The organism is Aeromonas sp. 1HA1 (genome assembly GCF_029237385.1).
Classification (GTDB): Bacteria; Pseudomonadota; Gammaproteobacteria; order Enterobacterales; family Aeromonadaceae; genus Aeromonas; species Aeromonas popoffii.
In genome coordinates, this window is sequence record NZ_JAACGC010000068.1 from 1 (window position 1) to 22973 (window position 22973).

Genomic DNA, 22973 nt, shown 5'->3' on the forward strand with positions numbered 1-22973 from the left:
GCCGCACGATGAAGAGCAAAAGTTAGCATGATCGTTACCATGTTCGGGAGTCACATAGGAGATCAGATCCTGGAAATCGGGAAAAGTGCCAATCAGTTCACAATATTTGTGTATAAGAGTCAGGTGTTAGGTAGTTGTCGCTCAGTTTTTAAAAGAGGGGCAAAATATTTTCCAAAAGTTGATAAGGCTGTACACTTAATACAGAAAAGTAGTTTAGAACAATTAATGTCTGTAGTTGCCAATGATACGCCTAAAGAGCTACAGTTGATTTTAGGTACTTATGGTGATACGTCATCTAAAGCTGTGGCTAATGGCGATAAACTATTTCAGCGACATGCTGCATTACTAGGTAGCACTGGATCAGGAAAAAGCTGGACTGTGGCATCTCTGTTGGAACAGGCATCAAAATTAAAGCATGCCAATATTATAGTGTTCGATATACATGGTGAGTATAAAACACTAACGGATGAAGCTGTTAAAACTGGCCTGGCACCGATAGCGAGATATTATCGAATAGCAGGGCCTGGGGATGTTGAGTCCCATACTGAAAACTGCATATTTGTTCCTCATTGGCTATTAAATAAAGATGAAATGCTGGCTCTGCTATTAGACCGGTCTGATAACAATGCTCCTAATCAAGCATCCAGATTTATACATCATGTAAGGGAACTGAAGAAGGAGTATTTAGAAGGAAAAGGTCTAGAACATTTAATTTCCGGTCTAACTATTGATGCCCCTATCCCATATCCTATTAATAAATTGCTTGAGCGACTTAATGACGATGATATTGGGATGAAACCTGGCTCAGGTAAAAATGAAATAAAGGGAGATTGGAACAGTAAACTAACTCGGTTCATCAGTAGGCTCCAATCAAAAGTAGAGGATAAACGAAATGCATTTCTTTTTGAGTCACCGGAGGAATGTAATGACTACGCTTGGTTAGAAAAATATGCAAGTGAGTTCATTGAGACAGCAGATAATACCCTTGGTATAAAAATAATAGATTTCTCTGAAGTTCCATCAGATATACTTCCCATTGTGATAGGTGTATTTACTCGATTTATATATAGCATTCAATTTTGGAGAGAAGAAAAAAATAGAACGCCAATTACATTCGTATGTGATGAGGCTCATATTTACTTACCAACAAAGGACTCTGTAGATGCCGACTCTAGAATTGCATTAGATACATTTGAAAAAATCGCAAAGGAAGGGAGGAAGTATGGCGTATCTTTATTTGTTGTAAGTCAGCGGCCATCAGATGTAAGTCGTACAATCCTTAGTCAATGCAATAATATAATTGCATTAAGACTAAGTAACTCTCAGGATCAATCTGTCGTGCACAAACTCATGCCCGACTCCTTAAGCTCATTGACATCTGTACTTCCAATATTAGACATAGGGGAGGCGATTGTATTAGGTGATTCAGTTTTATTGCCATCAAGGATAAAACTTAGTCAACCAACCTTAGAACCTGCAAGTGCGACAAAAGAATTTTGGCGAGAATGGTCACAAACCATTTCAGATAAAGAATCGGTTTGCTTGGCTGTAGAATCATTACGTCGTCAATCAAGGCTGAGATAATTTATTTGTTGATGGTGTATCTAAATAAATGTTAGATGCACCATTAAATATTATGATGAAGGGGGTGTGCAAATGACTATTGCCTAGGGTGATAGCTAGATTTATATTTTAATAAAATGTGTTGGTAATTATTCTGCATACATAACATCTTCATTTATTCCATGGGGCGCTCATCCATTCATGTTTATTCTCATGTGACAAAACTCCAACGCCAGATGCTTAAAATAAATAATTCCGCTTGAATGCTATTAATAGTGACGGTAGATAGTAAGCTACTATAAATGATGTTTGATAGGCCCTTTCGGTAGCCTCCAAAACATAGCTCAACTCATTCAAATATCCGCACAGCGGATAGACTAGTCGAAAGAGCCACTGACAGTATTGCGCCACGAAATCCGCGCTAATCCACTCCCGCCTGAGCGCCCCGTATAGAAAATTTTTTGCAAAAATGGATTACGGTAAAACCCTATGCCCAGAGCCCGCCAGTGCTGGGCTTGGTGGCTAAAATCCGAACTGAAAAAAGTGAACATGCTTTCACTGTTTTACCGTTTTTGATGTGCGGTGATGACGCCGGGGATAAGAAGGCAATAAAAATGCCGCCCGTAGGCGGCATCTGGTAAACGCGGATATTAAATCAGGAAGTCATCCAGGCTCTTGCCTTGCTCAACTTGCGCAGCGATGGCCTTTGGCATACGGCCCTGACCGGTCCAGGTTTTCTCCTGGCCATCTTCTTGATATTTGTATTTGGCCGGGCGTGGTGCTCGTTTGGCCTTATTGCCAGCCTTGGCTGATAAGACCGGGGCTGCGTGACTGACCAGGTCACGGGGGTCGACACCGGCTTGTTTCAGCAGCTCGGAGAACTCAGCAAGCTTGCGCTGATGCTCTGCTTGCTCGGTACGCTCTTTCTCGGTGGATTCAAAGCGCTCTGTAGAAACCTGCTCGAATTTTTCTTTCGCTTCTTCCAGCTGTTCAAATGGCAGCTCGCGCAGGGCCACACGAAGACTACGGATGTTCAGCAGTGTTTTAAGAAATTCGTTCATGGCATCCCCATTAAATGGCTGATTAAGGTGATCATCAATTTCAGGGGGAACATACCATAAAAAATTGGAATGTATATATAAATGTTATTCGGATAATGGGGGAATAAGAAATACTGGCCCAATGGCGTGGGTAAAGTAATGTTTTTCATCTTGCCTATGACACAAGGGGGCAAGCGCAGCGGCGCCACATGGGTTATCAGGTTTGCGTTGATGAGACAATTCCCGACGAGAGGGGGCTTTGCTTATCTGCTCTCAATGTGGTTAACGGGTGGATATTGCATGAAACAAATCCGTTTGTTTCATTTCATGACATTCGTTTTAAAAAACAGCGCAGGGTGTTTTTTAATGGCTCACATCGTCTGGCGATCAGGCCAGCACTCAGGCCGGCACTCAGGCCGGTACTATGGCCAGCACCAGACAGTCGGGTTCGCTGATGCGAAAGCGCACGTTGAGATCGAACAAGCGTACCCCGTACTCCTTGTCGTCCGGCTTGCCCTTCTTGTAGGCGGGACGGGGATCCTGGGCCAGCACTTCGCTCACCAGCAGGCGCAGCTCGGGATGGGCCTTGAGCCAGGGTTGCAGCTGTTGCTCCGCCTCCGGGCTAAAGCGCACCGCCAGCGGCGAGGTGGGGGCATGGGGGGCAAAGCCGCCACGGGCATCAGGCAGGCTGTCGGCATAGGGGATATAGGGCTTGATGTCGACGATGGGGGTGCCATCGAGCAGATCGACCGCGCCGAGTTCGAGCCACAGCTTGCCCCGTTCTCGGCCGACCCCGTGCAACTCGACCACCGACAGGCCGAGCGGATTGGGGCGAAAGGTGGAGCGGGTGGCAAAGACCCCGACCCGCTCGTTGCCGCCCAGACGCGGCGGGCGCACAGTCGGGTGCCAGCCCTGATCCATGGTCTGGTGAAACACGAAGCTGAGCCAGAGGTGAGAGAACTGCTCTATGCCGCGCAGCACGTCCGGCTGATCGTAAGGTGGCAGCAGCTCGAGGCGGGCACGGGCCGACTTGACCAGACCGGGCTGGCGGGGGATGGCGAACTTCTCCTTGTAGGGAGAGCGGATGATCCCGAGGGTGTCGATTTCGAACTTCATGGCGGATCCTGACTGAAAACCCCGGCAATTTAGCACAGGCGACGTCAAAACGCAGGCCCGCCTTGCTGTGCGTCTCCCTTGCCTGATCAGGATCCCGGCCTCGCTGCCCCGCGCGCTTTTCCTTGGTCCTGCCGTGATCGCAGTCCCATCCCTGTGCTATCGAGGCTGTCCCCCGCCGCCAACTTGGGTAGGGTGGGGGCACTATGGATACCGGCATGCAAGGCGCGTCATACCCGATATAGCCAATCGTGCCGGACAGGAGGGACATGGATGAAACTGCTGATCATCGGCGGCACCGGTTTTCTGGGCCGCTACCTCACTTCGCTGGCGCTGGATTGGGGCCACGAGGTGACCCTGTTCAATCGAGGTTCTCGCCAGCACCCGGACTGGCGCGAACTGGTCCAGCTCACCGGTGACAGGAACAAGAGTCTGAACGCCCTGCACGGGGAAGGACCAGGCTGGGATCTGGTTATCGACACCTGCTGCTATCGGCCCGAGCAGGCGGCCAGCCTCTCGGCTGCCCTGCTCGGACGCTGCGAGCGACTGATCTTTATCTCCACCATCAGCGTCTATCGCGACTTCGCCCAGCGGGGGATGGATGAGTCGGCGCCGCTGCACGAGATAAGGGCCGGGGAGATGCCCACCGACTATGGCTCCTTGAAGGTGTTGTGCGAGGCCGCGTATCAGGCCCGCTGGGGCGAGCGGCTCTGCATTTTGCGCCCCGGCGTGCTGGGCGGCCCTTTTGATCCCACTGGCCGTCTGACCTGGTGGGTGAAGCGGGTGCAGCAAGGGGGGCCCTGGCTGCTGCCGGGAGAGGGGCAGGATCGATTGCAATATCTGGACGTGCGCGACTGCGCCGAATTTGTGCTGCGCGCCGCCGAGCAGCAACTGGGGGGCATCTTCAACCTGCTCAAACCCGGCATAGCGCTGGCGGACTGGGTGGATCGCATCGCCGCCCGACTCGCGCCCGCCACGGCACCGCAACCTGAGTGGGTGCCCTGGCCCGCGCTGCTGGCGGCCGGTGTCGAGCCCTGGCAGAGCTACCCGGCCCTGTTGCCCAACGCGCAGCCGGAGTATGCCGGTTATGGCCGCATCAGCGCCGAGGCGGCCATAGTACAGGGGCTCAACTTTCGGCCGCTGGAGGAGACGGTGGCCGATCTGGCCCAGTGGCTGGCAGAGAATCGTCAGGGCGTGGTGGCCGGGATGACGGCCGAGCAGGAGCGGGCACTGCAACAAGGGTTGCGGGTGGGCACTCTGCCATAGGGTCCGGCTGCCCCCATCCAGCCTTGATGGCCATCATATGAAAGAGGGCGTCCCGTGGGACGCCCTCTTTCATTATGTGGCGGTGCAAGTTAGCGCAGTCTGGCGCCGTAATGGATCAGCAGCTCTTTGAGCAGGGTGCGATGACAGCGCTCGGCCTGCTCACAATAGCAACCCACCGACAGATTGCTGGTGTGGGAGAGGGCCGCCAGCAGCGCCAGATCGTGACGGGCGCAGGGGCTGGCCATCTCGGCCCTGTACTGTTTGCAGAAGGCGGCCCATTGGGCGGGGGTCTCGGCAGCCTGGCCCAGCTTCATGGTCTCGCTGCTGGGGGCCAGGTTAGGGAACCAGACATCGTACCAATCCTGACTGGCAAATTCGCTCTTGGGCACCCCACGGGGCGGGCGCCGCACTGTACCGATGCGCAGCCCCTCGTCGGGGAGGCGGGGGCTGCCGAGCCGGACTATGGCCAGTGCCATGGGGTCCTTACTTCTCTTGCGCCACTTTCAGCGCCTGCCCGTAGCAGATCACCTGTTTCAGGCAGCCCGGGGTGTCGTTGAACTCGACGCACTTGTCGAAGGTGACCGCGTTGCCACCCATGTCAGCCACACGGCGGCGGGCCTGAGTGCGGGCTTCACCTGCGTTGGGAATGGGCTGCTTGGCATCGCTCTGGCAGGATTCCCCCTCGACGGTGCCGAGGTAGAGGTAGTTGAGATCAGCCAGCTGACTCTGCTCATAGATCTGGACGCCGCCCGGCTTGAAGTACTCGTCGAAATTTTCCTTGTCCAGGTTGCTGCTGAAAGAGAAGTCGGCGCAACCGGAGGCAATCAGGGGCATCATCAGGATAAGGCGTTTCATGTCGGTATCTTGTTGAACTGTGAGGGGGTCATTATAGGGGCCAGTCGTTGCCTGCGACCAGCCCCATTTTTTAACCATGGAGACGGGGTGTGACGGGGATCAGGCCGGTACCTGCCGCTGGTGCAGGCGGCGATAGTCGTCACCGGCCCGCAGTTCATGGGGTGGGGAGGGCACAGGTGCACCCTCTTCCCCTTGTTTTCTCGTGCGATCAGGCCGGTACCAGCCGCTGGTGCAGGTGGCGATAGTCGTCACCGGCCAGCAGTTCATGGGGTGGGAGGGCACAGGTGTGCACTCTTCCCCCCTTTTCTCTTGCGTTTAGGCCGGTACCAGCCGTTGATGCAGGCTGCGATAGTAGTCATCGGCCAGCAATTCATGGTGAGGGGCACAGAGGCGGATCTGCCCCTCTTCCATCAGGGCTATCCTGTCCATCTGCTCCAGCCCTAGCAGGCGGTGGGAGATGAGCAGCAAGGAGCGATCTGCCCCCAGTCGGAACAACAAGTCCATGATCTCCCGTTCGGTCTGGCTGTCGAGTCCCTCGGTCGGCTCATCCAGCAGCCAGAGCGGGGCATCGTGCAGCAGGGCGCGGGCGATACCGATGCGGCGTCGCTCGCCACCGGAGAGCGGGCGACCGCCGTCCCCCAGCCAGGCGTTCAGTCCGCTGTCACTGTGGCCGTTGTCATCTTCCAGCAAATTGGCCAGACCAACCTGGGCCAGCACCTCGGTCAACTGCTCGTCAGATGCCGTTGGGGCCGCCAGCTTGAGGTTGCCTCGCAGGGTATCGGCGAACAGGTGAACCCGCTGGCTCACCACTGACAGCGAGGCGCGTAACGCCCCTTCGCTGTAGTCGGTGAGTGGTTTGCCATCCAGCACTATCTTGCCCGCCTGCGGGGTCCACTCCCGGGTCAACAGCCCCATCAGGGTGGACTTGCCGCAACCGGTCTGGCCCAGCAGCGCCAGCTTCTCGCCCGCTTGCAACTGCAGAGTGCAACCGCGCAGCACCGGCTGCGGGTTGCCGGGGTAGCTGAAATAGAGGTCGCTTATCTGCAAGGTGCCGACGCTGGCGTGTTGCTGCTCGACTCCCCACTCGGGGGCCTTGGCCTCTTGCAGTATCTCGTTGAGACGACGGGCTGAGGTGAGGCTGGTGGAGAGGTGCTGGAAGGCACCCGCCAACGGCAGCAAGGCCTCGAAGCTCGCCAGGGTGGCGAACACCATCAGCGCCGTGATGGGGTCGGGTTGCGCCCCCGCCACACCGTGACCGGCCAGCCAGAGCATCAGGGTCAGGGTCCAGCCGCTGAGGAGCTGCACCGAGAAGTTGGCCAGGCCGCTCACTCTGGCCATGCGGGCCTGGGCGGTCAGCAGCGCCTGTTCGGCCTGTTTCAGTTCGGTCAACGCCTTGGGGGCGGCGGCAAACATCTGCAGCTCGGCCTGACCATCCAGATAGTCCACCATGCGGGTACGCATCACCGATTTTTCGGCGATCAGCCGACGGCCGGGCTGGCGACCGAGGAAGTAGAACACCAGCGGCAGGGCTATCATGCCAAACAGCAGTATGGCTCCCAGGATCAGGGCAAGACGAGCGTCGAAGAAGGAGAGGAAGAACACCAGACCGGCGCAGCTGAGCAGGGCCGCGCCTATGGGGGTGACCAGACGCAGATAGACGTGATCCATGGCGTCTATGTCGGCTACCAGCCGGTTGAGCAGATCCGCCTGGCGAAAGCCGGCCAGGGTGCCGGTGGAGAGCGGCGAGAGTGTTTGCCAGAACCAGACCCGCAACCGGGTCAGCACCCGGAAGGTGGCGTCGTGGCTCACCACCCGCTCGCCCCAGCGACCCGCGGTGCGGATGATGGAGAAGAAACGTACGCCGCCAGCCGGGGTCATGTAGTTAAAGGCATGGGTGCTCGCAACTGTCATGCCCGCTACGGCCGCGGCGGAGAGGAACCAGCCGGAGAGCGACAGCAGTCCCATGCCAGCCACCAGGGTCACCAGGGCCAGCAGCAGGCCCAGCGAGAGGCTCAGCCAGTGCTGACGATAGAGGCGCAGAAACGGCAATAGATCAGTCATCGAGAGAATCCCCCGGGTGTTGGGACAAGAGGCGGGCGAACGGGCCCTGCGCTGTGCTCAGTTGCTGGAAGTTGCCTTGCTCCACCAGCTGGCCGCGCGCCAGCACCAGTATCTTGTCCATTTTGGTCAGTTGATCGAGACGGTGGGTGATCATCAGCAGGGTCTGGCCCGCCATCGCCTGCTCCAGCGTGGTCATGATGGCGCGCTCCGAGTGGCGATCCAGGCTGGCGGTTGGCTCATCCAGTACCATCAGTTGGGTGGATTTGAGCAGGGTGCGGGCCAGCGCGAGGCGCTGGGCCTGACCGACCGAGAGGCCGCCCGCCTGATCGCCGACCGGATAGTCGAGCCCCTTCTCCATGGCAAATTCCCACGCTTGCGCCCGTTTCAGGGCATTTTCCAGCTCGCCATCGCTGGCCGTTGGCTTGGCCAGCAGCAGGTTGTCGCGCAAGGAGGCATGGAACAGCTGCGGGTTCTGGGAGAGCCAGCCCAGCTGCAGCCGCCACTGGCTCATGTCGAGGCTGGCCAGCTCCTGGCCGTTCACCTTGAGCTCACCACGATAGGGGGCAAAACCGAGCAGGGCATTGACCAGCGAGCTCTTGCCAGCGCCGCTGATACCGATGAGCGCCGTGCGTGAACCCGCCTCCAGGGTGAAGTCGATGGGGCCAACCAGCACCTTGCCTTCGGCACTCAGCACTTCAAGGCCGCGAGCCTCGACCCTGATGGGCGTGTTTGCATGGAAAGGGGTATTACCGGAGGCGGGCTCGCTCACCTCGGCTTCCAGGAATGCCAGCAACTGCTCGGCGGCGCCGATGGCCTGCGCCTTGGCGTGGTAGTGGGCGCCGAGTTCGCGCAGCGGGGCGTAGAACTCGGGGGCGAGGAAGAGCACGAACAGGCCGGTAAACAGGGTGACCTTGGCGCCATAGTGGCCGAAGTTCAGGTGATCTATGTAGGAGAAACCGAAGTAGACCGCCACCAGCGCCACCGAGATGGCGGCGAAGAATTCCAGCACGGCTGTGCTTAAGAAAGCAAGGCGCAGTACCTCCATGGTACGTTCGCGAAAATCTTCCGAGGCGTCGCGAATGGCATCCCCTTCTGCCTGGGTGCGCATGAAGAGCTGCAGGGTGCGAAGACCCTTGAGCCTGTCGAGGAAGTGGCCGGAGAGGCGGGCCAGTGCCTGGAAGTTGCGGCGGTTGGCATCGGCGGCACCCACCCCCACCAGGATCATGAAGAAGGGGATGAGGGGCGCTGTGCCCAGCAGGATCAGGCCCGCCGCCCAGTTGACCGGGAACACGGCCACCAGGATCACCACGGGAATAAAGACGGCAATGGCCATCTGTGGCAGGTAACGGGAGAAGAAATCCTGCATGTTTTCAATCTGTTCCAGCAGCAGGCTGGCCCAGCTGCCGGCCGGGCGTCGCTGGATATAGGCAGGGCCGAGACGGCCGAGGCGGGTGAGCACCAGCTCGCGAATGGCCTGGCGCACCGCGCTGCCCGCCTTGAAGCTGGTCACTTCACGGCCATAGGCCAGCACCGCTTTGGTCAGGGTCACCAGCAGCAGGGTAATGAAGAGGGGAATGGATTGTTCCGGCGTGGCACCCTCCATGATGAAGCGATGCAACAGGGTCGCCAGCAACCAGGCTTGCGCCACCATCAGTATGCCCTGACCCAGACCAAAGCCTATGGAGAGACCGATCCAGCGTCGGCCGTGGCTCGACTGGTTACGCAACCAGCCATAAAGATGTTTCTGAGTTTTCTTGTCCATTACCACCATCCTCGCGTCGAGTGGCGCAAGACTATCCTCGGCTCCCGGCATTGGCAACCTTGTAAATTCCCGGTGTTGAAAATGTTTGATGGAAAAAACAGCTTTCTGCTCATTAGTTGGTCGAGCAGCTTGATTTATGGTAAAAAACAGCACAGTGGTGATTGCGCTCGGCTTCAAAATGCATATAGTAGAGGCCCTGACGCGGGTGTAGTTCAATGGTAGAACGGTAGCTTCCCAAGCTGCATACGTGGGTTCGATTCCCATCACCCGCTCCACATTCTGATACCCGGTAACCAAACCGTCCTGCTATCGCCTCTGTCTGGCGCACTGTTTATCGACGTTTGTTTGATGCCTGTTATCTGTTGCGAGTTTGATGCCAGGCGGGCATCGTATAATGGCTATTACCTCAGCCTTCCAAGCTGATGATGCGGGTTCGATTCCCGCTGCCCGCTCCAGCTTTCATTCAAAAAGCCCACTCCTGCGAGTGGGCTTTTTGTTTTGCGCTTGCGCCGGAAGAGGGTAAACGGCAGGCAGAGAAAAGGCGCCAATGGCGCCTTTTGAACCAAATTTAATGGGATGGAACGGGCTTATTCCTGTTCCAGCTCACCACAGAAGCGGTAGCCTTCGCCATGGATGGTGGCGATGATCTCCGGGGTGTCGTTGACGCTTTCGAAGTGTTTGCGAATACGGCGAATGGTGACATCCACGGTACGGTCATGAGGTTTGAGCTCACGGCCTGTCATCTTCTTGAGCAGCTCGGCACGGGTCTGGATCTGGCCCGGGTTTTCGCAGAAGTGCAGCATGGCACGGAATTCAGAACGCGGCAGTTTGAACATGTCGCCAGCCGGGCTGACCAGTGCGCGGCTGTTGATGTCCAGTGCCCAGCCGTTGAACAGGTAACGTTCAACCAGCTTCTTCTCTTCGCCACCGGCGACCACATTCATGGTGCGGCTCAGCAGGTTGCGGGCTCGAATAGTCAGTTCACGGGGGTTGAACGGCTTAGTGATGTAATCATCGGCACCGATTTCCAGACCCAGGATCTTGTCCACTTCATTGTCACGACCGGTCAGGAACATCAGGGCTATGTTGTCATCTTCACGCAGCTCGCGTGCCAGCAGCAGGCCATTCTTGCCCGGCAGGTTGATGTCCATGATCACCAGATTGATGGTGTGGGCGGTCAGGGCTTGATGCATCTCGTCGCCATTGTTGGCTTCGAGCACAACGTAGCCTTCGGCCTCGAAGATGCTTTTCAGGGTATTGCGGGTGACCAGTTCGTCTTCGACGATCAGAATGTGTGGTGTTTGCATGAGTATTCCCAGATTCTTATCAGTTAGTTATCTTAATTTTAACACTCTTTGGCGTTACCCGACCGGTCCTGAAAATTTATTACGTCATCCTGGGTATGAATGTCAGGTCGGATTATCGCGAATTTGGCATCAGCGTCGGCAAACATCCCTGTGCCACACATAGGCTCCCAACAAGTCTGATCGAGAGAAGCCTGGAAAGGTAGTCCATTACAAAAGTGGCTGCATTTTATCAGTTAACAGGCGCATAACAACACTCTTTGCCGTCAGATAGCAACTTTTTAACTCTGGTTTGATATAGGTCAAGCACAGAGTTCACAGCATGATACTTGGGGTTGCCCCCATTTTCGCCCTGATAAAATGTAATGGAATGTAACATGTGGTTGACATGAATTTGTGGGAAAACTACAGAAAAATTTGTTTTATTGCACCCTTTTCTGCACCGCAATGGCCCGCTTACGCCATAGTGACAGCCTGGAATCAATATCCGGCGCCAGCGGGCCCTCTGGCGGGTGATCGCGGCGTCTCCCTACATGATGGCCATGGGGCCTTGCTGGGGGAGCTCGCCTGATGAAAGTTGGCGTGAATCGTCGCTGTTGCTGGCTTCCTCTCGTGGTGAGTCCATCGCTCTGGCGGCCCGTTTCGGCCAGAACGCGCTCTATTGGGTGGAGCAGGGGGAGCTCTGGTTGCTGCCGGTATTGATGAAAGGCATACCGCTTCATATGGGTAAAATTGAATCCCACTGGATTGTCAGAGATTCGGGCTGGTGAAATAATGAGCCAAATCATGTCCATGGAAGGAAGCTTATGATGCTGGATCTACTGCCCGACCTCTGCGATCAACACTGTGATGTCCTGCAAGTGGCCGATCCGCTGTTCCACAACTTTGGTGGCAAGCCGCTGTTTTATGGCCAGGCGGTCACTCTCTCCTGCTATGAAGACAACAGTCTGGTGCGGGAGCTGGTCACTCGACCCGGCCAGGGGCGGGTGATGGTGATCGATGGCGGTGGTTCCTTGCGTCGCGCTCTGCTCGGTGATCAGCTGGCTCTCAAGGCGGCAGAGCTGGGATGGGAGGGGATCCTGATCCACGGCGCTGTGCGTGATGTGGGCACACTGGCGACGCTGGCACTGGGGGTCAAGGCGCTGGCGGCCTGCCCGGTCAAGACCGAGAAACGGGGTCAGGGTGAGCTGGATGCCGTGGTGTCGTTTGCCGGGGTAACCATACATCCGGGTGACTACGTCTATGCCGACCTCAACGGCGTAGTCGTGAGCGCTACCCGGCTCATCTGAGCGGTCAGAAGTTGAAGCCGACGCCTATGCTGAGGGATTGTTCTGTGCTGAAGGCGCTGACGCCGTAGTTTGCCTTGATGGCGAACTGCGGGGTGAGCAGCAGGCTGGTATTGAGCTCCAGCAGTGTGCTGGCCTTGTCCACTTCCAGCTGCTTTAGCTGGCTGCCAATATTCAGCGAGGGGGAGAACTGGTAACGCACCCCGGAGCTGATATTGAAGCCCGTCTGCTCGCTGTGGGGATCCATCGCAGGGCCCGCTTCCATGTAGAGGCTGACATCGTCCCAAACCGAGTACTGATAGCCGGTGTTGATGAGCCAGAGGTCGAAATGGTCGCTGTGGTGAGACTGGCTGCCGAGCAGCGCGCCGGAATAGCTTTTCACGTAGAGCTGGCTGTTTTCCTCGCTATTGAGAAAGTCCCAGTCGGCGGCCTGGGCACAGAGGCTGAGGCATGAAGCGAATGCGATGATGAGTGGTTTGACCATTCTTTTCCCCTCCCTGGGTCCGGAACTGGAATACAAGCATGGCACATGCCAGCTGCTAGTAAAGGCAACCCAGATCACAATAAAACAGTTTTAATCTGCCGCCATCTCATGATAAACAGGCCACCATCATCACTTTCCTTCCCCTATTTCGCTGACATCAAGAGGTGACCCCATGAACAAGAAACTGACCCTGCTGGCCGCACTGGCACTGGGGGGCTGCGCCATGGCAACTGGTTCCAATCTGGCTCAACTGCAAGCATCCACCTGGCAGTTGCAGGGGGCGAGCGACGATACCTTCACCCTGCAGATCGCGGGTGACAAGGTGGCGGGCAAGGGCGGCTGCAACCGCTATTTTGGCGGTATCACCCAGCAGGGTGACGGCGTATTGACGCTGGGGGCCATGGGCTCGACCCGCATGATGTGCATGGGCGATCTGGCCGACAAGGAGATGCTCTATCTGCAGAAACTGGAGAGGGTGGCAACCTTCAAAATCAGTGGCCAACAGCTGGTTCTGAGTGATGCCAACAAGGTGGCGCTGCTCACCTTCGATGCCATGCCTGCTGCCAAGTAACGGATATGCCAGTCAGAGGCTGTCGTAGCGTGAGCAGACAGCCGCGATCAGAAAGGGACGCCGTGGCGTCCCTTTCTCAATGACGTTTTGCGGCTTGTGCCGGCCAGGTTGCAAGAGGCATTGCATCTGAGCCACCGGCAAGGCGCCGCGAGCTTATCCTCATCCCCCCCGCTGGAACTTGAAGCGCTTCTTGCGTCGATAGGGATAGACATCCTCGAACACCCCCACCTTGATGTTGCTCTGCAGCATCTTCCAGTAGTTGGCGTCGAACATCTCTTTGTGCAGTTGCATCATGATCTCCCGCACCTGCGGCTTTTGCAGCAGGAAGGTGGCGAACTCCTCGGGGAAGATGTCGTTGGGGGCCACCGAATACCAGGGCTCGGCGCTCCATTCATCCTCGGGGTAGCGCGGCGGCGGGATCTGGCGGAAGTTGCACTCCGTCATGTAGCAGATCTCGTCGTAGTCGTAGAAGACCACCCGGCCGTGACGGGTGACGCCGAAGTTCTTGAACAGCATGTCGCCGGGGAAGATGTTGGCCGCCGCCAGCTGCTTGATGGCGTTGCCGTACTCCTCCAGCGCGAGCCGGGTCTGCTGCTCGTCCGCCTTGTCCAGATAGAGGTTGAGCGGGATCATCTTGCGCTCGGTGTAGAGGTGTGTGATCACCAGCTTGTCGCCTGTGATGGTGAGCGCCGACGGCGCCACCGTCTTGAGTTCGGCAAGGAGCTCGGGCGAGATGCGATCCAGCGGAAACTCGAAGTTGGTGAACTCCTGGGTATCGGCCATGCGGCCAACCCGATCGTGCTGTTTAACCAGCCGGTACTTTGCCTTCACCTGCTCGTGGCTCACATCCTTGGGGGGAGTGAACTCGTCTTTGATCACCTTGAACACCACATCGTAAGAGGGGAGGGTAAACACGCTCATCACCATCCCCTTGATGCCGGGGGCGATGATGAACTGATCCCGGCTCTGGGCCAGATGGTGGCGGTAGTGGCGATAGAGCTCGGTCTTGCCGTGTTTCTGACAGCCGATGGCGTTGTAGATCTCGTAATCGGGCTTGTGGGGCATGATCTGGCGCAGAAACACCACAAACAGCGCCGGCACAGGGGCGTAGACCATGAAGTAGGCGCGGGCGAAACCAAACACGATGGAGGCCAGCTCCGGCTCGAAGATGACGGTATCCACGTAGATGCTCTGGCCGGTGCTGAGCAGGGGCAGGATAAAGGGGAAGACCTGCCCCTTCACCCGAATAAGCCCCACCAGATAGGCCCCCTTGTTGCGGTAGAACACCTCTTTCAACAGTTCGATGGCAAACGGCTCGTCATGGAGAATTTGTGGGCCGTTCTCCGCAAGATGGCGGTGGATGTCGACAATATCCCGCTGCTTGTCCTCATAGGGCAGGGTGAAGCTGTAATCGCCGAGCAGCTGGCTCAGGGCCTGCGGCAGGTGGGTCAGATCGGTGCGATAGACCCGCAGCAGGGCGCTCAAGTCGGGATGATCCCCCCGGCTGCGAAATGGATGGATATAGAGGTTCTCGTCGCGGATATTGCGATGGCGGAAGATGCGGCGATAGACGGAGTTGAAGAAGGACTCCGCTACCTCGAAGTTGTCACAACGGGGCAGCAGATCGCTGAAGGCGCCTTTTACCCGCTTGAGCAGCTCCTGAGTGGCGTGATGTTCCCCCATCATCTGCTTGATCAGGGCCGTGGTGGCGCCGACGTGGTGATCATAGAGGCGAATACGCTCCCGTCCTGCGAGCTGCACCCCCAGCCAGTCACTGTTCTCGAAGCGGCTCTTGCTGCCCTGGGTTATCTCGAGAAACCGGCTGTAAAACGACTCGAAGCGTTGCAAGATCGTCTCGGCGACGGCCTGTTCCAATGGCTGCTGCATCTCTCTCTTCCTTGTGATCTGTCGGGCCGATAGCGCGAAGGATTGCGTGTAATTTGGTCACACGCCAGGCCACTATGGCAACATTCAAACGTCTGTTCAAGTGGCATTTTTCGGGGATAAAAGGTAGATTGCGCCCCTGTTTTGGCGATGGTTTGGCGACTGTTTGCCGTCTGTTTAAGAGGCCCTCTGGCCTGTGAGGAAACCCGATGAAGCTCTATTTTGTCCTGGTGGCACCTGCTCGTCCTGCGAATGTGGGGGCGGCGGCCCGCGCCATGAAAACCATGGGATTCGATGCCATGCGGCTGGTGGCGAGCCGGGTACATGAAGAGGAGGAGGCGAGCTGGGTGGCCCACGGTGCGCAGGAGATCCTGACCCAGGCCGAGGCGTTCGATACCCTGCCCGAGGCGCTGGCCGACATGGATCTGGTGATCGCCACCACTGCCCGTGAGCGCGGTCGCTACCAGCACTACCTCACCCCGGGGGAGATCCGCGAGCAGATCCGAGCCAAGCCATCGCTTGGTAAGGTCGCCATCGTCTTTGGCTGCGAGGAGTCGGGCCTCTCCAACGAGCAGCTGGCCGAGGTCGATCTCATCAGCTATTTGCCCCTCAAGGTGAGCTATCCGTCGCTGAATCTGGGGCAGGCGATCATGCTCTACGCCTACGAGATGAGCCAGTTGCTGGATGAGCCGCAGGCCGTAGCAGAAAATTTTGATAACGTTGGGCAGGTTCGGGTACTAAAAAGCAAAACAGCAGAATTGCTTGGTGAACTCGGGGTTTCACAGGATGAAAAACTGCATCAATGGGTGATGGACCGGGTGCCCATGCTGCCGCAGCGGGATTTGAACATGCTCCACCTGCTCTGCAAAGACCTTGCGCGCAAACTTGGCAAAGAGGTTTAAGTTGACAGCCCAAGGCCAGCCGCGGTATTGCTAAAAGCCAGCTTCGTTCAAGAGTGTTCGTCATGCAGTTATTCACCAACGTCATCACCACCACCATTATTACCGGTACCACCACAGGTGGCACTGGGGCCGGTTGATGCGCTGACGAACAAGCACAGAAATCAAAAAAGGCCCGTACCCACCCAGTACGGGCCTTTTTGTTGGATTGGTTTTTAGATTATATTTCATAGAGTTACAGGGAGAGAAAGCGATGAGAGTGTTGAAGTTTGGCGGGTCTTCATTGGCCGATGCGATGCGTTTTTTACGGGTGGCCGATATCGCGGTCAACACCCACGGTCAATCTCAGGTAGCCCTGGTGCTGTCTGCTCCTGCCAAGGTGACCAATCATCTGGTGGCGCTGGTGGAACAAACCAGCCGCGGCATGGATGCCAGTTCTACCCTGTTTGAAATCAACGGTATCTTCTCCCGCCTGCTGGCCGGGTTGAAGGCGGCTTATCCGGCGCTCGATGACAAGGGGCTGCTGGCCCGTCTCACCAATGAGCTGGATCAGGTCGAGCGGCTGATGCAGGGCATTCGTCTGCTGGGCCTCTGCCCGGACAACGTGCAGGCGCGCATCCTGAGCCGTGGCGAAAACCTCTCCATCGCCTTTATGCACGAGTTGCTGCGGGTGCGCGGTCTGGATGTGGATCTGATCGTGCCGGAAGAGCTGCTGGCTACCGACGGCGGCTATCTGGAAGCCCACGTCGATATCGAAGCCTCCCGGGTGCGCTTTGCCGCCAAGGGATTGCGCAGCGATTGTCTCTATCTGATGCCGGGCTTTACCGGCGGCAGCGACAAGGGCGAGACCGTGCTGCTGGGCCGCAACGGCTCTGACTACTCCGCCGCCGTGCTGGCTGCCTGTGTCGATGCCGAGTGCTGCGAGATCTGGACTGACGTCGAGGGCTGCTACAGCTGCGACCCCCGTCTGGTGCCGGATGCCTATCTGCTGAAAACCCTCTCCTACAAGGAGGCGATGGAGCTCTCCTACTTCGGCGCCAAGGTGCTGCACCCGAAAACCATCGCGCCGGTGGCCCAGTTCCATATTCCCTGCCTCATCAAGAACAGCTTCAACCCGCAAGGGCCGGGCACCCTGATCGGCCCCGAGAGCGGCGACGATGACCTGAAAGTGAAGGCCATCTCCGACTTGTCCGGCATGTGCATGTTCAACGTCTCCGGCCCCGGCATGAAGGGGATGGTCGGCATGGCCGGTCGCATCTTCTCCGCCGTCTCCCGCGCCGGGGTCAGTATCGTGCTGATCACCCAGTCATCCTCCGAGTACAGCGTCAGCTTCTGTATCCACAGCTACGACAGTGAGAAGACCCGCAAGGTGCTGGAGCGCGAGTTCGAGCTCGAATTCAAAAACCAGCTGCTGGAGCCGCTGGATATCATCAGCGATCTGGCCATCATCTCCCTCATCGGTGACGGCATGCGCACCAGCAAGGGGATGGCGGCCCGCTTTTTCACCTCGCTGGCACAAGCCTCTATCAATATCGTCGCCATTGCGCAGGGGTCGAGCGAGCGCTCCATCTCGGCGGTGGTGCGGGATCGCAAGGTGGCGGAAGCCATCAAGGCGTGTCACCAGAACTTCTTTGGCAGCCAGCAGTTTATCGATCTCTTTGTGGTCGGCGTCGGTGGCGTCGGCGCTGCGCTGGTGGATCAGATTGCCCGCCAGCAACCGGTACTGGCCGAGCAGGGCACTGGCCTGCGGGTGGTCGGCATCGCCAACAGCCGCCAGATGGCGGTCAACAAGGATGGCCTTAATCTCGCCAACTGGCGTGAACAGCTGGTGGAAGCGCGGGAAAGCTTCTCGCTGGAAGGGGTGAAAAAGCTGGTGGAGGATAGCCACATCATCAACCCGGTGATCGTTGACTGCACCTCCTCCGAGGCAGTTGCCGTCCAGTATGCCGACTTCCTGGCCGCCGGTTTCCACGTGGTGACCCCGAACAAGAAGGCCAACACCGGCTCGCTCGATTACTACAAGGCGCTGCGCCGCACTGCTCGCCAGACTCGCCGCAAGTTCCTCTATGAAACCAACGTCGGCGCGGGCCTGCCGGTTATCGAGAACCTGCAAAACCTCATCAAGGCCGGTGACAAGCTGCGTGCCTTCGATGGCATCCTGTCGGGTTCGCTCTCCTTTATCTTCGGCAAGCTGGATGAAGGGATGGCGTTCTCAGAAGCGACCAAGATCGCCCGTGGCAACGGCTTTACCGAGCCGGATCCCCGCGACGATCTCAACGGCATGGATGTGGCGCGCAAGCTGCTGATCCTGGCTCGTGAAGCTGGCATGGCGCTGGAACTCTCCGATGTCGAAGTCGAGCAGGCGCTGCCACCCGGCTTTGATGTGAGCGGCGATGTAGAAGCCTTTATGGCCCGTTTGCCCGAAGCCGACGGCTGGTTCCGCGATCAGTTCGCCGCTGCCCAGCGTGAAGGCAAGGTACTGCGCTATGTGGGGTCGATTGAGGGTGGCAAGTGCAAGGTCGCCATCAAGGCGGTCGGTGGCGATGAGCCGCTGTTCAAGGTCAAAGACGGGGAGAACGCGCTCGCCTTCTTCTCCACCTACTACCAGCCGATCCCGCTGGTGCTGCGCGGCTATGGCGCCGGTACCGAAGTGACAGCCGCTGGCGTCTTTGCCGACGTGCTGCGCACCCAGAACTGGAAGCAGGAGTTGTAAGCATGAGTTCAGACATGTACCAGGGCGGCAGCGTCGTTGCCTACGCTCCCGCCTCCAGCGCTAACCTGAGCGTGGGATTCGATGTACTGGGGGCGGCGCTCGCCCCCGTGGATGGCTCCCTGCTCGGTGATCGGGTGCAGGTGAAAGCCCCTCTCCCAGCAACAGCGGTGCCATTTGCGCTCTCATCCGTGGGCCGCTACGCCCACAAGCTGCCGGATGATCCGAAAAAGAATATCCTGTTCGACTGCTGGGTAGCCTATGGCGAGGCGCTGGAGAAGCGCGGCCTTAAACTCAAGCCACTTGAAATGGTGCTGGAGAAGAACCTGCCGGTCGGCTCGGGTCTGGGTTCCAGCGCCTGTAGCGTGGTGGCGGCCCTTGAAGGGCTCAACGCCTTCCATGGCGCGCCGCTCAATGAGCACGACATGCTGCTGCTGATGGGGGAGATGGAAGGGCGCATCTCCGGCTCCGTTCATTACGACAACGTGGCCCCCTGTTATCTCGGTGGCATGCAGCTGGTGCTGGAAGAGCACGGCGTCATCAGTCAGGGCATTCCGGTGTTTGACGAGTGGTACTGGGTGGTCTGCTACCCGGGTACCGTGGTCTCGACCGCCGCCGCCCGCGCCATCCTGCCGGCCCAATATCGCCGTCAGGATTGCCTCACCTACGGGCGTCGCTTGGCTGCCTTTGTTCACGCCAGCTACACCGGGCAGGAGGGATTGGCCGCGAGCGTACTGAAAGACGTGATTGCCGAACCCTACCGCGCGGCGCTGATCGAAGGTTTTGCCGAGGTGCGGGCTCAGGCGGCCCAGAACGGGGCGCTGGCCACCGGCATCTCCGGCTCCGGTCCCACCGTGTTTGTGGTGATGAAGGATCTGGCGCAGGCCGAGCGGATGAAAGATTGGATGGAAGCACATTTCGTGCAGAACGAAGATGGATTTGCCCGGGTCTGCAAACTGGACATGGCCGGGGCACGGGTAACAGGAAGCGAGCTATGAATCTTTACAATATCAAGGACAAGAGTGAACAGGTGAGCTTCGCGCAGGCGGTGCGTCAGGGGCTGGGTCGCGATCAAGGGCTCTTTTTCCCCGAGGTGATAGCGCCGCTGGCCGATGTGTATGCCCTGCTCGATCTGCCGCTGGCCGAACGCTCTGCCCGCATCATTAGCCACCTGCTGGGGGACGAAGTGCCTGCTGAGAAGGTGAGCGAGCTGATTAACGCCGCTTTCACCTTCCCGGCGCCGCTGGTCAAATTGAAAGATGGCACCTATGCCCTTGAGCTGTTCCACGGCCCGACCCTGGCATTCAAGGATTTCGGTGGCCGCTTTATGGCCCAGTGTCTCGCGGCCTTTAGAACCAACGACAAGATCACCATACTCACCGCAACCTCGGGCGACACCGGCGCCGCCGTGGCCCACGCCTTCTACGGGCTGGAGGGGATCGAGGTGGTGATCCTCTATCCCAAGGGCAAGATAAGCCCTTTGCAAGAGAAGCTCTTCTGCACCCTCGGTGGCAATATCCGCACCATCGCCATCGATGGCGACTTCGATGCCTGTCAGGCGCTGGTAAAACAGGCCTTTGATGACGAAGAGCTGAAAAAGGCCATTGGCCTCAACTCCGCCAACTCCATCAATATCAGCCGTCTGCTGGCGCAGGTTTGCTACTACTTCGAGGCGGTGGCCCAGCTGCCGAAAGCCGATCGCGCCAAGGCGGTGATCAGCGTGCCGTCCGGCAACTTTGGCAACCTCACCGCAGGCTTGATTGCTAAGGCGCTGGGGCTGCCGGTGAAGCGCTTTATCGCCGCCACCAACGCCAACGACACTGTGCCGCGCTACCTGAAAACCGGTCAGTGGGAGCCGCACCAGACAGTGGCAACCCTGTCGAATGCCATGGATGTCAGCCGCCCCAACAACTGGCCGCGGGTGGAAGAGCTGTGCCGTCGCAAAGGCTGGGCGCTGGAGACCCTGGGTTCTGGTATGCGTGACGACGCCCAGACTCGCGATGCCCTTAAACGGCTGCACCAGCTGGATTACCTGTGCGAACCCCACGGCGCCATTGCCTGGGATCTGCTGGGGGAACAGCTGGCCGAGGATGAAGTCGGCGTGTTTCTCTGCACCGCCCATCCTGCCAAGTTCAAGGAGTCAGTGGACGAGATCCTGCATCTCGATGTGCCGCTGCCCGGCCCGTTGGCCAAGCACGCCGAACTGCCGCTGCTTTCTGTTAATTTTCCAGCAGAGTTTGCCCGGTTAAGGGCATTTTTGGTGGGGTAATTGCCGCATTGAGATAACCGATAGAAATAAAAATCCCCCAGTAACGGGGGATTTATATTTTCTAGGGGGGAAAGGTGAGTTAAGTTCGAGTCGTTGTTTTTTCTGGTACTGGCCGAATAAATGGGTACTTTATTATTGATTTCCATAATTCCTATTTTGCTGAGGTGTGGGGATTGAGTCGGGTCATTGGTTAGAAGAGAATTAACCGTGATTGCAAAATATGATGATATTTGGAATTCCTGATGACCGCTGACTCTAAATTTCTTAGTGTTAGGTGCTATTTTCCTTTGTAAGAATGACTTCTGATGACGAAATAATATGGAACATCTTCCATTTATTAACTTCGTTTATGTTGAGTTTATTAGGTGGCATCAGGATGAGGATGCAAAATATAATTGCAAAGCATCCCCCCAGTGAAGGGGGGATTTATAATTGTATAAAAATAGTTATTGTCGATGTTTCACTGTGATGAAGTTATTTACAATGTCAGCATAATCTAACTGATGTTCAGAAAGAAGCCAGTAATCTTCATCATCTATTATCGCCTTGTTATTTTCTCTGTGAAAGTTAAAGTAATACATACGTGTGGAAAAACTTGATAATATTTTCCCCTTTTCAGTCAAGTCATAATAATCTTTTGATTTTTTGAATACTAGTTTATGTTCTATAAGTTTACTGATTACTTGTTTGAAATCTTGAGTTCTTACTTTTGCAACTCTGTCATCAGTTCCGACCAAATTATGTGAGAGAAAGTCTCTTCGAGTACAACATTCAGTTGTTGAACCATATATGATAGGTTCATGTGAATGTTGTCGAATACAAGCCAGTATATCAACCGCAAGAGGGAAGGAACAAATTCTGAAACTTTGTGAGTGTAGGTCTAGTAATTTTTGTGACCGACATAAAGTATCAATTGCTGATTTTGCTATATATTCTTGTATTACTTTTTCACTTGTCTTTAGTTCAAAACCTTTTGGGTGAATGTTTTCTAACAGCGTTTTAAGTATGGCTAACCCTTCGCGCATATTACCTTCACATATCGGGTATATTGTTTCGTCACACAATAACTTATTAAAAGGTATTTTAGGGGCGGACTCTTTAAATGCTTTATTTATTCTGTGGCTAATAAGTTCAAGTAGCGATATTTTAGGGAAGTCATACGGGTCAGGGAAAAATTCTTCAACCCTGCTTTTAGTATCTGCTGGATAGTTTTCAATGGTTACTCTACGAATTGATAGCCACTTTTTCACAGAGTTGATTTCTAGGCTTCTTAATAAATGATTTACTACTTTTATGACATCTTCTCCAGGAAGAAGATCCACGTCATCAATTGCGAAAATCATTATTTTAGAAAATTGGGATTTATGCTCTTTGTAGTATAGTGTTGCTAGATTTATTGATTCTTTATAAGATAGTTTCTGTGACTCTATTCTGAGGAGGTCATCAGCAAAACCATTTAATGAAAAAAATCCCTTCCATGCAGAGAGCACATTTTTTTCAATCTCTAATCGATATGAATCTTCCTCAGATAATCCATCTGACTTATTGATGTGATAAATGTAGAAATAATATTTAGAAAGTGGGTTATCTTGATCTTCTTGGGAAGGTGCGAACAAGTCCCTGATGTGAGATCATGAATCCCACTTGGCATCAGGGATGAGGTTCAGCATGAGCCACCAGCTCACCTTCGCGGATAGCGAGTTCAATGGTAAACGCCGCAAAACCCGCAAAGAGATATTCTTGGCCCGCATGGACGCTTTGCTCCCATGGTCAAGGATACTGGAGGTCATCGAACCCGTCTATCCCAAGGTAGGTAACGGGCGTCGTCCCTACCCACTCGACACTATGCTCCGCATTCACTGCATGCAGCAGTGGTACAACCTCAGCGACGGCGCCATGGAAGACG

Annotated in this window: 21 protein-coding genes, 2 tRNA genes and 1 pseudogene; 13 read left to right on the forward strand and 11 right to left on the reverse strand. The window is 56.2% G+C overall.

The genetic code is table 11. The annotated features are described in order from the left end of the window. Window positions 1–27 precede the first annotated feature (27 nt). Together GWQ22_RS17360 and GWQ22_RS17365 are read left to right on the forward strand one after the other, a co-directional pair. Entirely contained in the window at window positions 28–1584 is a 1557-nt protein-coding gene (locus GWQ22_RS17360) for an ATP-binding protein (RefSeq protein WP_275931079.1), read from the forward strand. 440 nt (window positions 1585–2024) lie between these two features. Then, window positions 2025–2204, forward strand: a complete 180-nt coding sequence (locus tag GWQ22_RS17365; protein ID WP_275931080.1) for a hypothetical protein — start codon at window positions 2025–2027, stop codon at window positions 2202–2204. Between the two features lie 9 nt (window positions 2205–2213). Here GWQ22_RS17365 and GWQ22_RS17370 read toward each other — a convergent pair whose 3' ends face one another. Continuing rightward, window positions 2214–2624, reverse strand: coding sequence for an H-NS family nucleoid-associated regulatory protein (locus GWQ22_RS17370; RefSeq protein ID WP_275931081.1), 411 nt, complete (start codon window positions 2622–2624; stop codon window positions 2214–2216). Between the two features lie 390 nt (window positions 2625–3014). Continuing rightward, complete coding sequence (tsaA, locus tag GWQ22_RS17375) at window positions 3015–3719, reverse strand: tRNA (N6-threonylcarbamoyladenosine(37)-N6)-methyltransferase TrmO (protein ID WP_275931082.1); 705 nt, start codon at window positions 3717–3719, stop codon at window positions 3015–3017. Between the two features lie 270 nt (window positions 3720–3989). On the opposite strand from tsaA, the gene GWQ22_RS17380 reads away from it, so the two are divergent. Beyond that, window positions 3990–4982 (forward strand): NAD-dependent epimerase/dehydratase family protein, encoded by a 993-nt coding sequence (locus GWQ22_RS17380; RefSeq protein ID WP_275931083.1) that lies wholly within the window; start codon window positions 3990–3992, stop codon window positions 4980–4982. Between the two features lie 89 nt (window positions 4983–5071). On the opposite strand, the gene GWQ22_RS17385 is transcribed toward GWQ22_RS17380, so the two are convergent. The 5 genes from GWQ22_RS17385 to cydD all read right to left on the reverse strand — a co-directional run bounded on the left by GWQ22_RS17385 (window position 5072) and on the right by cydD (window position 9660). Beyond that, the gene (locus tag GWQ22_RS17385; protein WP_042037595.1) at window positions 5072–5458 is read right to left on the reverse strand and encodes a DUF488 family protein; all 387 of its coding nucleotides are present in this window, start codon (window positions 5456–5458) and stop codon (window positions 5072–5074) included. Window positions 5459–5465: 7 nt separating this feature from the next. After that, the gene (gene rcsF, locus GWQ22_RS17390; RefSeq protein ID WP_212514345.1) at window positions 5466–5837 is read right to left on the reverse strand and encodes an Rcs stress response system protein RcsF; all 372 of its coding nucleotides are present in this window, start codon (window positions 5835–5837) and stop codon (window positions 5466–5468) included. Window positions 5838–5936: 99 nt separating this feature from the next. Next, entirely contained in the window at window positions 5937–6119 is a 183-nt protein-coding gene (locus GWQ22_RS17395; protein ID WP_275931084.1) for a hypothetical protein, read from the reverse strand. Window positions 6120–6152: 33 nt separating this feature from the next. After that, window positions 6153–7898, reverse strand: a complete 1746-nt coding sequence (gene cydC, locus GWQ22_RS17400) for a cysteine/glutathione ABC transporter ATP-binding protein/permease CydC (protein ID WP_275931085.1) — start codon at window positions 7896–7898, stop codon at window positions 6153–6155. Beyond that, on the reverse strand, window positions 7891–9660 hold the full coding sequence (cydD, locus tag GWQ22_RS17405) for a cysteine/glutathione ABC transporter permease/ATP-binding protein CydD (protein WP_275931086.1): 1770 nt from the start codon (window positions 9658–9660) through the stop codon (window positions 7891–7893). The genes cydC and cydD overlap by 8 nt, the downstream gene beginning before the upstream one ends. A gap of 201 nt (window positions 9661–9861) precedes the next feature. Between cydD and GWQ22_RS17410 the strand changes: the two genes are divergently transcribed. After that, window positions 9862–9935: transfer RNA gene (locus tag GWQ22_RS17410), tRNA-Gly, on the forward strand. Window positions 9936–10040: 105 nt separating this feature from the next. Next, window positions 10041–10115: transfer RNA gene (locus GWQ22_RS17415), tRNA-Gly, on the forward strand. 132 nt (window positions 10116–10247) lie between these two features. Here the strand turns inward: GWQ22_RS17415 and arcA are convergent. Beyond that, entirely contained in the window at window positions 10248–10967 is a 720-nt protein-coding gene (gene arcA / locus GWQ22_RS17420) for a two-component system response regulator ArcA (RefSeq protein ID WP_042037588.1), read from the reverse strand. Between the two features lie 376 nt (window positions 10968–11343). Between arcA and GWQ22_RS17425 the strand changes: the two are divergent. Both GWQ22_RS17425 and GWQ22_RS17430 read left to right on the forward strand, forming a co-directional pair. After that, window positions 11344–11734: pseudogene (locus tag GWQ22_RS17425) on the forward strand (DUF3293 domain-containing protein). Between the two features lie 39 nt (window positions 11735–11773). Beyond that, window positions 11774–12253, forward strand: coding sequence for a putative 4-hydroxy-4-methyl-2-oxoglutarate aldolase (locus GWQ22_RS17430; protein ID WP_275931095.1), 480 nt, complete (start codon window positions 11774–11776; stop codon window positions 12251–12253). 4 nt (window positions 12254–12257) lie between these two features. Here GWQ22_RS17430 and GWQ22_RS17435 read toward each other — a convergent pair whose 3' ends face one another. Next, window positions 12258–12734 carry a hypothetical protein gene (locus tag GWQ22_RS17435; protein ID WP_275931087.1) on the reverse strand — a complete coding sequence of 159 codons (477 nt, stop codon included), beginning with the start codon at window positions 12732–12734 and terminating at the stop codon, window positions 12258–12260. A 172-nt stretch (window positions 12735–12906) separates the two neighbouring features. Between GWQ22_RS17435 and GWQ22_RS17440 the strand changes: the two genes are divergently transcribed. Next, window positions 12907–13305 (forward strand): META domain-containing protein, encoded by a 399-nt coding sequence (locus tag GWQ22_RS17440; protein ID WP_275931088.1) that lies wholly within the window; start codon window positions 12907–12909, stop codon window positions 13303–13305. Window positions 13306–13464: 159 nt separating this feature from the next. Here GWQ22_RS17440 and aceK read toward each other — a convergent pair whose 3' ends face one another. After that, complete coding sequence (gene aceK, locus GWQ22_RS17445) at window positions 13465–15192, reverse strand: bifunctional isocitrate dehydrogenase kinase/phosphatase (protein WP_275931089.1); 1728 nt, start codon at window positions 15190–15192, stop codon at window positions 13465–13467. Window positions 15193–15398: 206 nt separating this feature from the next. On the opposite strand from aceK, the gene GWQ22_RS17450 reads away from it, so the two are divergent. The 4 genes from GWQ22_RS17450 to thrC all read left to right on the forward strand — a co-directional run bounded on the left by GWQ22_RS17450 (window position 15399) and on the right by thrC (window position 21067). Further along, window positions 15399–16091 (forward strand): tRNA/rRNA methyltransferase, encoded by a 693-nt coding sequence (locus tag GWQ22_RS17450; protein WP_042037582.1) that lies wholly within the window; start codon window positions 15399–15401, stop codon window positions 16089–16091. 250 nt (window positions 16092–16341) lie between these two features. Continuing rightward, the gene (gene thrA, locus GWQ22_RS17455; RefSeq protein ID WP_275931090.1) at window positions 16342–18801 is read left to right on the forward strand and encodes a bifunctional aspartate kinase/homoserine dehydrogenase I; all 2460 of its coding nucleotides are present in this window, start codon (window positions 16342–16344) and stop codon (window positions 18799–18801) included. 2 nt (window positions 18802–18803) lie between these two features. Beyond that, window positions 18804–19796, forward strand: a complete 993-nt coding sequence (gene thrB / locus GWQ22_RS17460) for a homoserine kinase (RefSeq protein WP_275931091.1) — start codon at window positions 18804–18806, stop codon at window positions 19794–19796. Further along, complete coding sequence (gene thrC / locus GWQ22_RS17465) at window positions 19793–21067, forward strand: threonine synthase (protein WP_275931092.1); 1275 nt, start codon at window positions 19793–19795, stop codon at window positions 21065–21067. The genes thrB and thrC overlap by 4 nt, the downstream gene beginning before the upstream one ends. Before the next feature lie 446 nt (window positions 21068–21513). Here the strand turns inward: thrC and GWQ22_RS17470 are convergent, their stop codons facing one another. Continuing rightward, entirely contained in the window at window positions 21514–22683 is a 1170-nt protein-coding gene (locus GWQ22_RS17470; RefSeq protein ID WP_275931093.1) for a hypothetical protein, read from the reverse strand. Between the two features lie 52 nt (window positions 22684–22735). On the opposite strand from GWQ22_RS17470, the gene GWQ22_RS17475 reads away from it, so the two are divergent. Beyond that, window positions 22736–22973, forward strand: a 238-nt coding sequence (locus tag GWQ22_RS17475) for a transposase (RefSeq protein ID WP_275931094.1), incomplete at its 3' end; no start/stop codon positions are given.